Source organism: Nocardiopsis rhodophaea (assembly GCF_039530945.1).
GTDB classification, from domain to species: Bacteria; Actinomycetota; Actinomycetes; order Streptosporangiales; family Streptosporangiaceae; genus Nocardiopsis_C; species Nocardiopsis_C rhodophaea.
The window spans coordinates 151,680-163,477 of sequence record NZ_BAAAPC010000016.1 but is presented as its reverse complement, the minus strand read 5'-3'; the positions used below and the strand labels follow the sequence as shown (position 1 = coordinate 163,477).

The following is an 11,798-nucleotide window of genomic DNA, read 5'->3' as shown; positions in this document are numbered from 1 at the left end:
GCCAGTTCCGGTTGTCGCACTGGTTGCAGCATGTCGCCGACCGGTCTCCGGGCGAGGCGCGCCAGATAGCGGAACTGGCCCACCGCAGCCCGCACCTGGAGGAGTCCGAGCAGGCGCACGCCCACGGTGAGATCTCCCTGGCCGAGCTGGAGCGCATCAGCCACTGGGTGAATGAGGGGCTGGCGTGCCGGTCGGTGGGGGTGTGGCCGGAGGCGGCGGGGTTTGTGCATGCTGCGGAGGGGCCGCTGCTGGGGCTGGCCGCACAGCCCGCGGTGACGGTGCGGGGGCTGGACCAGGCCGGGCGGCGGTTGCGCTACACGCTGGATCCGGCCCGCCAGGAAAAGGAGTACCAGGACCGCTACGCGGGCCGGGGAGCCCGCTTGACCCGGGGGATGGATGACTCCTTCCATCTGGAGGCCTGGGGCGATGAGGCCAGCGGGGACGTGCTGCGCAACGCCCTGGATGCGTTCCTGGCCCCGCCGGGCAAGCACGGGGACGAGCGCACCTGCTATCAGCGCACGCATGACGCGCTCATCGAGATGTGCCAGAGCGTGGTAGAGCTTGCGCCCGGCCAGGCCCCGCGCCGCACAGCGGGCGCCGCCCCGGTGGCGGTGGTGGTGGGCCTGGACCTGCTCCAAGGCCAGAGCGGGGCGTCCCCGGCGGTGAGTGAGTATGGCACCTTGTGGCCGGCCTCGGCGGTGCGGGCGCAGGCGGGCGATTGCGCGCTGCGGCGGGTGGTGCTCGACCCGGCCAGTGGGGCGCCGTTGGATGTGGGGCGCTCGCGGCGGTTGTTTAGCCCGGCGGTGCGGGCGGCGTTGATGGCGCAGCGCCAGAGGTGCGCGTGGCAGGGCGGGTGTGATCGGCCGATTGCGTGGTGCCAGGTGGATCACAAGGTCGCGTGGTGGGACGGGGGCCGGTCGGATCTGGATAACGCTCAGCCGTTGTGCCGGTTCCATAATTTGGAGAAAGAGCACCGTCGGGCGCGGGAGCGGGGCTGGGGGCCCCGGCCCGGCCAGAAGCCCAAGCCACCACCCCCGCGGGCGTCGGGGCAGCCCGGGTCCGAGCAGCGCAAGCGGCCGGGCCGGGGCGCCCGCCCTCCGGCCGCGGAGGGCGGACCGGGTGAGGGGTCCGGCGATCCGGATTGGTGTTGATCGATCGGAGCGCGCGAAGCTGAATAGATGACCCGCCGGGCGGGAAGCCCGGCGGGGTAGCAGCATGCCCACAGCCCAGAGCTGATCCGAACTTCGCGCGGCCAACATGCTGGCCAGTCGATCAACGAGCAAAACCCGACGGATCATGGAGAGCGGGTGGGGTTTCACAGCTGATCCGCGGGGACCCCGTCCTTTTTCGCCGCGAGGTTGGGAGGTGGGGCCCGGCTCTCAGAAAGAGGCGCGGGTCCACCTCAGCGGGCGTGCGGATCGATGGGGGCGGCGCTGGACGGTGGTGGGCGGTTGCAGCCGTGCAGTGTCCGATCAGGGCAAGGAGGACATGGGGCACAAGGATTCCTCAACGGGAGCGATACCGGAGCGAAGGCCGCCTTCTCGATGCGAACTCTGACGTGCCTGTGCGGGACCGGCACCCCTGCGCTCTCAGTGCTGCTCGTGATGAGTAACCGCAGCTGGCCACAGGATGCTAGCGCCCAGCCGTGATCCTCCCGGCCCGGCCGGGGTTCAGCAGCAGGCGGACTCCTCGGCCCCGCCCAAAGGAGGCTGGATGAGACGCTGACCGACAGTGAAGGCGTCTCTGACGTCCATCACGGTGCCCCCAGGATGGTCACTAAGCCATTCGGTGGCCGTGTCCCGGGAGGTGAAGAAGTGGACCTGGTCGCAGAAGGCGGTCCGGACTGAGGTGCACTGGTCCGGCGTGACCAGGGAAATCACCGCAGCGCTGGGTTCGAGTCCAGTAATGTGGTCCGGCTCGACCGTGAGGTGTACCGGCTCGCCGGTGGCGCGGCAGGGTGAGGTCACATCGGCGGGGACTCCGATCACGGCGGGGAAGACCAGGGTGTCCAGGGCGCACCAGGTGTACAGGGTGCGGCCGCCGACCTCGAACCGGTGAGGAGTGGGCTTCATGGTCACGCCGTAGCCGATGATCCGGCCGACAGCGTCGTATTCAGTATCGGGCTGCTTTGCGAGGGTCTCGCGCACCTTGTCGACGGTGTGACCCGTGGCTGCGGCGAGTGCCTCGATCGACACGGGTTCGCCGCGGGCAAGTAGCCGCAGCAGCGGCTGCAACAGCTGCACGGAGGCCCTGTCCCCGTCGAGGCTGTCGAGGGTGCGTGCGAGGCGGGCGGTCAGGGTGTCGATGTCTGTGGTCATTTCTGTGGCTCCTTCTTTGGCCGGTGGGCTCAGGAGGCGCAGCAGGACAGCTTGGCCACATCACGGGTAAACGTCTGGGCGGCCAGCTTGAACCCCTCGGCCATGGTCAGATACGGGCACCACGTCCGGGCCACCTGGTCGACGGTCATGCCCTCCTGAACGGCGTAGACGGCTGCGGCGATCACGTCCCCCGCCCCTCCGGCCACTGCCGTGGCACCGAGCACGCGGCCGCTGCCACGCTCAGCGACGATCTTGACCAGACCGCGGGTATCGCGGTTGACGATCGCGCGCGGGACGTTCTCCAGGCCGAGGACGCGGCATTCGCACTCCAAGCCCTGACGCTCGGCGTCGGCGTCGGTCATGCCGACGGCGGCGATGGCGGGGCTGGTGAAGGTCACCCGCGGCAGGGCGGAGTAGTCCAGGGAGCGTTGCGCGCCTTCCAAGGCGTTGTCGGCGACCATGGCCCCCTGGGCTCCGGCGACGTAGACGAACTGGGCCTGGCCGGCCACGTCTCCGGCGGCCCACACGCGGGGGTTGGCGGTGCGCAGGTGGGCGTCGACTATGACCTCGCCGCGCGTGCCGGTCGCGGCCCCGATGGCCTCCAGATTCAGGTCGCCGGTGACCGGGCGGCGTCCAGTGGCCACCAGTACCTCGTCGAAGCTCAGCTGTTCGCCGTCGACTGTGGCCGCGACGCGGCCGCCCGCACGCCGGATCTCGTTGACGGTGGCGCGGGTGCGCACCGCGATGCCTTCGTCGGCGAATACCTCGGTGATAGCCGCACCGGCCTCGGGCTCCTCAGTGGGGGCGAGGTGGTCCATCATCTCCACCACCGTGACGTGCACCCCGAGGCGGGAGAAGAGCTGGGCCTGTTCCAGGCCGATGTAGTTACCGCCCACCACCAGCAGCGAGCCGGGCAGTTCCGTCAGCTCCATGGCGGTCGTGGAGGTCAGGTATCCGGCGTCAGCGAGCCCGTCGATGGGCGGTGCCCATGGTGCCGAGCCGGTGGCGATGACGTAGTGGGCGGCCTCAATGCGCCGCGTTCCGCCGTCGGAGAGTGTCACATCCAGTACCGGGTCGGCGCCGTCATCAGCGAAGCGCGCGTGGCCGGCCACGATGTCGAAGCCGTATTCCTTGGCCAGGTCGACGTACTTGCCAGAGCGCATGTCGTCCACCAGGGCGTTCTTGCCGCCGATCAGCTCGGCGAGGTCCACGTCCTCGGCGTCGGCCCGTATGCCGGGGAACCGGCCCGCCTCCAGGGCGACGTGTCGGGCCTCGGCGGCGGCCAGCAGCGCCTTGGAGGGCACGCACCCGGTGTTGACACACGTCCCACCGACCGTGGAGCGCTCCACCATCACGACGGACCGGTCCTTGCGCCGCGCGGCGATCGCGGCGGCGAACGCCGCGCCGCCCGACCCTATGACCGCGAGATCAAACATGGCCGATTCCTCCTCGCAGCACCGATCACGGCACTGCACTGCCCTGCTTGTATTTGCTTTGGCGGATGTATCCTGCCAGCATAGTATTCGCTAAAGCAAATACGTGAGCCGTCCGGAGGAGCGTGCCACCGCGTTGAACGACGACATGGCGAATGCGCCCGATCAGGCTCTGGCCGTGCGGCAGGCACTGTTGCCTGACCACGAGGCAGGGCCCGATACGGTCGCCAAATTCTTCCGCGCGCTAGGCGACCCCACCCGGCTGCGGCTGCTGGAGTTCCTCCTGCACGCCGAGCACACCGTCACCGAGTGCGTCGAGCATGTCGGTCTGTCGCAGGGGCGAGTCTCCACCCACCTGGCGTGCCTGGCCGACTGCGGATACGTCGCCGCGCGCCGCGAGGGCCGCCGCGCCTACTACAGGGTGGCTGACCCGCGTGTGGCCGACCTCGTCGTGCTCGCCCACGCCCTGGCCGCCGACAACCGTGCCGCCCTGGCCTGCTGTGACCGCATCGACGCCCACCAGCACTGAGAAGGGAGGGACCGACCATGCGGTCCTATGTGGGGTTCATCGGTATCGCCGCGGCCATGGTGCTGTGCTGCGCTGCCCCCGTTCTGATCGCCGCTGGGGGTCTCGGCCTGGTCGGCGCCCTCCTGGTTAACCCCTACCTCATCGGCGGCGCCCTGCTCGCGCTCACCGCCACGGTCTGGCTCATCTTGGCGCGCCGCCACACCGGCGGTGACGCCGACTGCCGCCCGCCCCGCCCCACTCTGCCCCGTGAGGACTTCCGCAAGCAATGAAGTCCTCACCCCCCAGCCGTGGCCCGCACCGCCTGGCGCGCCGCGCTGCCGTCCCCCGCAGGCGCCGGACGACTGATGGTGTTCGGCGCCGCATATGCGGCCGCGTCGATGGCCTGCACTTTTGGCGTGCTGCTGGCCGTCATTGCCCAGGCCACCGCCGCCTCCAGCGTCATTGGGCTGCTGGGGGTGCTGGCCGCCTACGTCGCCGGATCGGCTGTGTTGCTGATGCTGCTGGCGGTGTCGGTGTCTTCGGCCGGAAGCGCGCTCACCCGACGTATCACCGGCCTGGCCCGCTACACCGCCCGCGTGAGTGGCGCCGTCCTCATGGCCAGCGGCCTCTACCTTGCCTACTACTGGCTTCCGGCCGCCACCGGACGGCCGGGCAGTACGTCGTTCGGGGGCGAACGCCTGGCCGCAGAGTTGTCCGGCTGGGTCCAGGCCCACCAGACCGCGGTCATCGTCGTCGCGGTGGCGGCTGTCGTCGCCACGGTGGCTTTCTCGCTGTCGGCGCGTCTCCCTTCTCGAAAGCGGACGATGGTGCGGAAATAGTGCCTTTCCGTGGATGAGACCGGGGGAAATGGCACGATGTACCGCATGACGGAGCTGCGCACCGCCCACACCGCGGACTTGGATCCCGCCGCCCTCACTGCCGCGCGGGCCCTCCTGAAGGACGTCTTCCATGGGGAGCTGACCGGGCACGACTGGGAGCACTGCCTGGGCGGAACGCATGCCCTGGTGTGGGAGGGCGCCGAGCTGGTTGGGCATGCGTCCGTGGTCCAGCGCCGACTGCTGCACGGGGGGCAGGCACTGCGCACGGGCTATGTCGAGGGTGTCGGAGTGCGCGCGGACCGGCGTCGGCGCGGTCACGCCGCGGCGATGATGGAGGCGCTGGAACAGGTGATTCGCGGCGCCTACGATCTGGGCGCGCTGGCCGCCACCGATGCGGCTGCGGAGTTCTACGCGGCGCGCGGCTGGAAGCGGTGGCAGGGCCCGACCTCGGCTCTCACCCCCTCGGGCGTCATGCGTACTGAGGAGGAGGACGATTGCGTCTACGTCTTCCCTCTTGCGGTTCCGCTGGACCTGTCGGGCGAACTGACCTGTGACTGGCGTGAGGGTGATGTCTGGTAGGGGTGCCGTCGGACAGCAATGGCGTTTGACGACACCCCGCGAGTGGTCAGGTCTTTGGCAGCTCGTCGTCTCAGTAGGTGCCGTCGCCGACCCTTGGGGGAGGTCCGCGCGCCTCACGCGGTCGGTCGGCGTAGGAGGCGCGCGGGGCTCGGGCTACTCGAAGGGCGACCGCCACACGATCGGACCGGGGTCCCTCTCCGAGCTGACGACGACGATCGTGACGGGACCGCACGTCGCGCTGTAGATGACGTGGCCGTCAAGGGTGTATCCCCCGCGAGTGAGCGCCACGTCGTGAGTGGTGGCCCATTCCCGCAGTTCGGTCATGGTGGCGGCCTGGTGGACCTCGAAATAGGTCGTCATCGCGCGCCCCCGTCCAGCTGGTTCAGAAGCCGGGCGGCGTCGGCGCGGGCGAGCCCGCACTCACGGATGAGAGCGCGGTAGACCTCCCCGCGCGGGGCACGCAGGCGCACGATCCGGCCGCCGAGTCCGCGCACGGTGTAGCGCAGCAGGGGCGAAGACTGCGGGTCGCAGATCACGGTGATGTCGCCGAGGACGACGCGAACAGTGGCGGTCACCGGGCCACCTCCGCACCGGCCAGAGCGGCGAACTGCTGGAAGCGGTGGCCTTCGATCGCGCGCCACTGTTCCAGGACCACGACGTAGGGGCGGATACGGCGGCTCCGCCGTGATGGCAGGATGGACATGTCACTAGCTCCCTCGTAGCTGGTGGCCGCGCCCCGGGAGTCCTGTCCCACCACGACTCGCCGGGGTCTCGTCTGTCCATGCTTAGCCGCACGGATCTCCCGGTGGGAGTTGACGAGTGTTGACTAAGCTGAAAGTCAACGCGGTCAACACCCCTCGGAGCCCCCAATGACCGACTTCTCAGCGCGTGCACGCGCCGCGCTAGAAGTGCGCGGCATGTCCATGCGCTCAGCAGCTCGCGAGTTGAAGTACGACGTCGGATATCTGTCGCGCACGCTCAACGGGAAGCAGCAGCCATCGCCTCAACTCGCTGCGGCTCTGGACCAGCTGCTTGAAGCGAACGGTGAGCTGATTGCGGCAGCAGAGAAACCTACAACGGTCTTATCCGAGGAGCCCCCCGGCGTTGAGGGCGAGATCGCGCACATGCGTGACACTGTGCGGTACTTCGTAGCCCACGATGGCCGCTACGGGGGTGACGAAATCGCCCCGGCTGCCGTTCGCGTATGGAAGACGGGACAACGCCAGCTGGACAATGGAGTGATTCCCGAACAGCACCAGCGGGACTACCTGGTGACAGTCGCTGAGGTGGCCGAGCTGGCGGGTTGGCTGCTATTCGACGCGAACCGGCACGACGCATGCCGAGCTGCGACGCTCGAAGCGCACATGCTGGCCCGGCATGCCGGAGACCGGTCCATGGAGCGATTCGCGTTGACGAACCTCGCCATGATGGACCTGGAAGCCGGCCGACCTGGGGAGTCCCTGCGCATCGCCGATGAACTTCTCGATCAACCACGGATTCCCCCACGCGTCGCATTGCTGGCACGGATCCGCAAGGGACGCGCACTTGCTCGCGCTGATGATCGTCGCCGGTCCCTCGCCGAGTTGGACGCCGCACGGGGGGCTATGGCGGAATCGATCAGGACTCGCGATCCTGCGTGGACATGGTGGGTGAACGAGTGCGAGCTGTCCGGCCATGAAGGCGAAGCGCTGCTAAGGCTGGGGGACGCGGGCGCCGCTCTGCCGAAGTTGCAGCGCGCTGCCGAGCTGGCTGCTGCCGTCCGACCGAACGGTCGGGGAGCCCTCTACTATCGCGTGTCGCTCGTGATGGCGTACACAGCGGTACAAGCATGGCGTGACTGCGAGGCGGAGCTAGCCAGCATCCCACCCATGTTCGATGTGGTGAGTTCAGGCCGTAACCGGAGGCGGCTCCGCAGCGCACTGAGCGGGATTACGCATCATCCGAACGCCCCGCTGTGGCTGTCGGACCTGGCGCGCGAGGTTCGATACGTCGCGTAGGAGGTCGGTATCCCGGTGTCGCCTTACCTCCGCGCCATATTGATGTCACGTTCTTTGGCGGGGCTTGCCAGCGCTATTCGGGCAGAGGAACGCGACAAGCTGGTCGGGTTCCACATGGAGGTTGAGGCCGCGTACGGCCTCAACCGTTTCTCGCTTGACTGTGGAACCCCGGCTCAGTTCTCGGGCAAGGCGCAGGTCCGCTGACTGGCAGTGGCGGGGTGAGTCCCCCCTGCGCGGGGGTGGAGTGATATGGCACACACTGCTCAGTCGGCGGCCGCTCCCCGGATCCGGCCCACGTGGCAGGCAGGCGCTCACGGATGTGGGGGAGCCGTACACCTGACGTCTCCCCCGCCTGTGGGGTTTTCGGGCGCAGGACCTTGCATCTAAGAGGGCGATGAGAACCCCGCCTACGACGCTCTTGGACGGCTTTGTGGTAGGCGGAGAAAGGTATCGTGTTCCGGGAGGGTAGCGGCGGTATCCCCCGCAACGCCGGTACCGATCCAGATTTTCGTGGAACCGATTCGACCCATGCACGCGTAGTTACGTGTGAACGATGTCGCATGCTGGGGGATCGAGAGTGCCAGGGGGCCACCAACTGAGTGAGAGCACATATGGCGGCGGCGAGAACGAGCCGCGCCCTGAAGCTGACACGCCCGAGAACGACGAAGCTGCGGCCATGGACGGTATCGAACCCCAGGACTCAACGCCCAACACACACACGGATAACGCTGACAACGCGGAGGACAGCGACGACATTGTCGACGTCGGCACCGACCAGCCTGGGGCCTCCGATCCGGATGAGGTCGGCGCCGCCTCTCCGGAGGCGGACGCCGAGGTGAACGATGAGGGCCGCGCCAACGGGGTGACCGAAACTACGACGTCTGACTCAGCGGGGGAGCCCGGCGTCGAAGACACGTCTGAAAGCTTCGGCTGGTTCGACCCGTCCAGTGACAGTGACCAGAACGCGGGGGACGATGACGCCGAAGAGGACGATCCCTCCTCTCCCAGCGCATTCAAGGACAGCGGAAGCTTCTTCCGTGACCGGGTCGCGCGTACCCTCGCCGAGCAGGGCTACAGTCTCGACGCCGACGGCAGGATCGGTGTGAGCGACGAGCCCGCCGCGTCGATCCCCGAAGCAGGCGACGGTGCTGGCAACGGCGCTGACGCCAATGCCGACGCGGAACGGGCCGCGGGCGGCGGCGCCGACAGCAACGACGACGTCGACGAGCCAGACGACACGGATGACGACACCATCGTCACCGTCGTGACGGCCGTTGATCCCACCTCCGTTGGCGACGGCGCCGACGATTCCTCCGCCTCCTCTCCGCTAGACGACGACGGAATCACCGACGCCGACGAGAAGGCCGAGAACGACTCCGTCTGGGATCCGGAAGGCACGGCCGCCTTCACACCGGTCTGGGACGACGATGATGACGACGACCCAGACGCGGCCGCGGCGATGGCCTCCACGCCCAAGGCTGGCTCGGAGGGGTCCCCCGCCTCCAGTGACGTCGACGGTGCTGAGGACCCCGCCGCATCCGCCGACGAGGACGCCTCCGTAGCATCGGGCGGGTCCGATGGATCGGACCCGGAGAAGACGGAAACCGACGTCACCGCTCCTGCCGCTGCCGCGGGGCTCGGCGCGGCGGCAGCGAGCGCGGCGGGCGCCGCCGCGGCTTCGTCCGGTACACCTGCCGACGCTGGCACCCCCACCCCCACCCCCGACGCGACGAACGACGCTCAGGCGTCGAAAACGACCGCGACCTTCGACATCCCCGGTGCGTCCGGCAGCGGCGCCGACCCCGCCGACGGTGACTCCCCGGCCGCGGCCGCCGCTGGCGGGATCGCGACCGCCACCAAGGCCAAGAAGGCCAAGAAGGCCAAGAAGAATTCCGCGATGAAGGGCGGCGGCAAGCCGAAGAAGCCGTTGTGGCTGCGCCTCACCCTGGGCACCTTCATCGGCGTCGGTCTCTGCGTGCTGCTCGGGGTGATCGGCTTCGGCGTCGCCTACGCGACCATCCCCGTCCCCGACGGCACCAAGGCCGCCGCCACCGAACAGGGATCCACCTTCTACTACGCCGATGGCGAGACCGAGTTCGCCTACCGCGGGACGGACCGCGAGCCGCTGACGTACGACGAGATCCCCGAGGTGGTACAGGACGCGGCCATCTCCGCCGAGGACCGGGGGTTCTGGACGGAGCCGGGCGTCTCGGTCACCGGAACGCTGCGCGCCGTGTGGTCGACGGTCACCGGCCAGCAGGTCCAGGGCGGGTCCACCATCACCCAGCAGATGGTCCGGGGCTACTACGACGGTGTGAGCAAGGACAAAACGATCACCCGAAAGGTCAAGGAGATCGTCATCTCGCTCAAGGTCGACCAGTCCAAGGACAAGAAGTGGGTGATGGAGCAGTACCTCAACACCATCTACTTCGGTCGCCAGGCTTACGGCATCCAGGCCGCCGCCCAGGCGTACTTCCACAAGGACGTCGGTGAGCTGAACGCCTCGGAGGCGGCGTTCCTGGCCGCCGCCATCCAGCAGCCCAGTCTGTTCGGCCAGGCCGATGAGGACTACACGCCGAGCATGGAGTCCCGCTGGCAGTACGTGATCAACGGGATGGTCGAGCTGAACAGCGAGGACCCCGAAACCGGCATCACCCAGGCCGAGGCCGACAAGGCCGAGTTCCCCACGCCGGACGAGCAGACGCCGCAGAGCGACCTCAGCGGTTACAAGGGCTACATGTTCCAGCAGGCCATGCGGGAACTGGAGAAGCTCGGCTACAACGAGGACCTCATCAACCGCGGCGGCTACAAGATCGTCACGACGTTCGACGAAGACCTCATGAAGGAGGCGAAGGAGGCCGTGGAGTCCACCTCGGGCATGGACTCCCTGCCGGACCATATCCGGGCGGGAATGGCCTCCGTCGAGCCGTCCACTGGCGAGGTCAAGGCGTTCTACGGCGGCAAGGACTTCATCCAAAACCAGTACGACAGCGCGTTCAGCGGCAGCGCGCAGGCCGGTTCGGCGTTCAAGCCCTACACGCTGGCGGCGGCGCTCCAGGAGGGCTACAGCGTCGACAGTGTGGTGGACGGAAGCTCGCCGATGGATCTCCCGGGCAATCAGAGGATCGAGAACGCCGGTGGCCGCAGCTATGGGCCGCTCACCTTGGCCCAGGCCACCGCGAAGTCGAGTAACACCGCCTACGCCCGGCTGAACAAGCAGGTCGGCGGGGACAAGACGGCGGCCGCCGCGGAAGCCGCCGGTATCCCGGCCAGCAGGATGACCGACAAGCAGAAGGCGGCCGCCTCGTTCCCCCTGGGCATCTCCAGCCTCCGTCCCATTGACCAGGCGAACGGTTTCGCGACGTTCGCCAACGGCGGTGAGTACATCGAGGCGCACGTCGTCCGCGAGATCCAGAACAAGGACGGCGAGAACGAGCGTCCGGAGGTCAAGCGGAACCAGGCGTTCCCGGAGCATGTCGCCAACGATGTCACCTACGCGCTGGAGACGGTGGTCAACGGCGGTACCGGCAGTAACGCCGCTCTGGGCCGCCCCGCGGCCGGCAAGACCGGTACGACGGACAAGAACGTGGCCACGTGGTTTGTGGGGTACACGCCGCAGCTCGCGACGGCGATGACGGTCTACAGCACGGACAACAAGTCCGTCGTCGTTCCCGGCTGGGGAGTGGTCCAGGGCGGTTCGCTCTCCGCGTCCATCTGGCAGAAGTTCATGACCCGGGCCATGGAGAACGAGGACATCGAGTCCTTCCCCGGGCGCAGCGGCGACGGCACCATCGAGAACTGGGCGCCCAACCCCGAGCCCCAGGGGGACAGCCCGCCGCAGAACCAGGGCCAGCAGCAGCCCGACCCGCAGCCGCAGCTTCCGCCGGACAACGGGGGGACGGGTAACGGGACCGGTAACGGCGGCGGCAATGGCAACGGTGACGGCGGCGGTGACACGCCCCCGCCCTCGGGGGGAGACGGCACTGGCGGCGGGCAGGAGCCCGACCCGGGCGGCGGCAGTGGCGGCGACGACCTCGGCGGCGGAGACGGCAACGAGGGCGGCGACATTCCGCAGCCGGGCGGCGGAGGGACCGTGGGCCCTGGTTGAAACTGGTAGCCGTGGC

The 11,798-nt window shown here is 68.6% G+C and carries 12 protein-coding genes; 7 read left to right on the top strand and 5 right to left on the bottom strand.

The window, feature by feature from the left end; genetic code table 11:
• On the top strand, positions 1-1,151 hold a 1,151-nt coding region (locus tag ABD259_RS18335), incomplete at its 5' end, for an HNH endonuclease (RefSeq protein ID WP_344164142.1).
• Between the two features lie 519 nt (positions 1,152-1,670).
• Here the strand turns inward: ABD259_RS18335 and merB are convergent.
• Both merB and merA read right to left on the bottom strand, forming a co-directional pair.
• A complete protein-coding gene (merB, locus tag ABD259_RS18330; protein ID WP_344164139.1) occupies positions 1,671-2,318 on the bottom strand; it encodes an organomercurial lyase MerB in 648 nt (215 codons plus the stop codon).
• A 29-nt stretch (positions 2,319-2,347) separates the two neighbouring features.
• A complete protein-coding gene (merA, locus tag ABD259_RS18325; RefSeq protein WP_344164136.1) occupies positions 2,348-3,754 on the bottom strand; it encodes a mercury(II) reductase in 1,407 nt (468 codons plus the stop codon).
• Between the two features lie 103 nt (positions 3,755-3,857).
• Here merA and ABD259_RS18320 point away from each other — a divergent pair, with 103 nt between their 5' ends.
• The 4 genes from ABD259_RS18320 to ABD259_RS18305 are packed head-to-tail and all read left to right on the top strand — an operon-like array spanning position 3,858 to position 5,677.
• Positions 3,858-4,280, top strand: coding sequence for an ArsR/SmtB family transcription factor (locus tag ABD259_RS18320; RefSeq protein ID WP_344164133.1), 423 nt, complete (start codon positions 3,858-3,860; stop codon positions 4,278-4,280).
• Positions 4,281-4,297: 17 nt separating this feature from the next.
• Entirely contained in the window at positions 4,298-4,549 is a 252-nt protein-coding gene (locus ABD259_RS18315; RefSeq protein ID WP_344164130.1) for a hypothetical protein, read from the top strand.
• Positions 4,550-4,567: 18 nt separating this feature from the next.
• Positions 4,568-5,098 carry a hypothetical protein gene (locus ABD259_RS18310; RefSeq protein WP_344106377.1) on the top strand — a complete coding sequence of 177 codons (531 nt, stop codon included), beginning with the start codon at positions 4,568-4,570 and terminating at the stop codon, positions 5,096-5,098.
• Positions 5,099-5,134: 36 nt separating this feature from the next.
• Positions 5,135-5,677: a GNAT family N-acetyltransferase gene (locus ABD259_RS18305; protein ID WP_412759438.1), complete on the top strand. Its 543-nt coding sequence runs from the start codon at positions 5,135-5,137 to the stop codon at positions 5,675-5,677.
• A 153-nt stretch (positions 5,678-5,830) separates the two neighbouring features.
• Here the strand turns inward: ABD259_RS18305 and ABD259_RS18300 are convergent, their stop codons facing one another.
• The 3 genes from ABD259_RS18300 to ABD259_RS18290 are packed head-to-tail and all read right to left on the bottom strand — an operon-like array spanning position 5,831 to position 6,380.
• Complete coding sequence (locus tag ABD259_RS18300) at positions 5,831-6,037, bottom strand: hypothetical protein (protein ID WP_344106381.1); 207 nt, start codon at positions 6,035-6,037, stop codon at positions 5,831-5,833.
• Entirely contained in the window at positions 6,034-6,252 is a 219-nt protein-coding gene (locus tag ABD259_RS18295; protein ID WP_344106383.1) for a hypothetical protein, read from the bottom strand. The genes ABD259_RS18300 and ABD259_RS18295 overlap by 4 nt, the downstream gene beginning before the upstream one ends.
• Positions 6,249-6,380, bottom strand: coding sequence for a hypothetical protein (locus tag ABD259_RS18290; RefSeq protein ID WP_344106386.1), 132 nt, complete (start codon positions 6,378-6,380; stop codon positions 6,249-6,251). Before ABD259_RS18290 ends, ABD259_RS18295 begins: the two co-directional genes overlap by 4 nt.
• Before the next feature lie 166 nt (positions 6,381-6,546).
• Here ABD259_RS18290 and ABD259_RS18285 point away from each other — a divergent pair, with 166 nt between their 5' ends.
• Both ABD259_RS18285 and ABD259_RS18280 read left to right on the top strand, forming a co-directional pair.
• Positions 6,547-7,674 (top strand): helix-turn-helix domain-containing protein, encoded by a 1,128-nt coding sequence (locus ABD259_RS18285; protein ID WP_344106389.1) that lies wholly within the window; start codon positions 6,547-6,549, stop codon positions 7,672-7,674.
• Between the two features lie 676 nt (positions 7,675-8,350).
• Positions 8,351-11,782, top strand: a complete 3,432-nt coding sequence (locus tag ABD259_RS18280; RefSeq protein ID WP_344164127.1) for a transglycosylase domain-containing protein — start codon at positions 8,351-8,353, stop codon at positions 11,780-11,782.
• The last annotated feature ends 16 nt before the right edge of the window (positions 11,783-11,798 follow it).

Bases quoted from the DNA above. Each gene is read 5' to 3' on its own strand.
- merB (WP_344164139.1), bottom strand. From the start codon at position 2,318: ATGACCACAGACATCGACACCCTGACCGCCCGCCTCGCACGCACCCTC.
- merA (WP_344164136.1), bottom strand. From the start codon at position 3,754: ATGTTTGATCTCGCGGTCATAGGGTCGGGCGGCGCGGCGTTCGCCGCC.
- ABD259_RS18315 (WP_344164130.1), top strand. From the start codon at position 4,298: ATGCGGTCCTATGTGGGGTTCATCGGTATCGCCGCGGCCATGGTGCTG.
- ABD259_RS18305 (WP_412759438.1), top strand. From the start codon at position 5,135: ATGTACCGCATGACGGAGCTGCGCACCGCCCACACCGCGGACTTGGAT.
- ABD259_RS18300 (WP_344106381.1), bottom strand. From the start codon at position 6,037: ATGACGACCTATTTCGAGGTCCACCAGGCCGCCACCATGACCGAACTG.
- ABD259_RS18290 (WP_344106386.1), bottom strand. From the start codon at position 6,380: ATGTCCATCCTGCCATCACGGCGGAGCCGCCGTATCCGCCCCTACGTC.
- ABD259_RS18285 (WP_344106389.1), top strand. From the start codon at position 6,547: ATGACCGACTTCTCAGCGCGTGCACGCGCCGCGCTAGAAGTGCGCGGC.
- ABD259_RS18280 (WP_344164127.1), top strand. From the start codon at position 8,351: ATGGACGGTATCGAACCCCAGGACTCAACGCCCAACACACACACGGAT.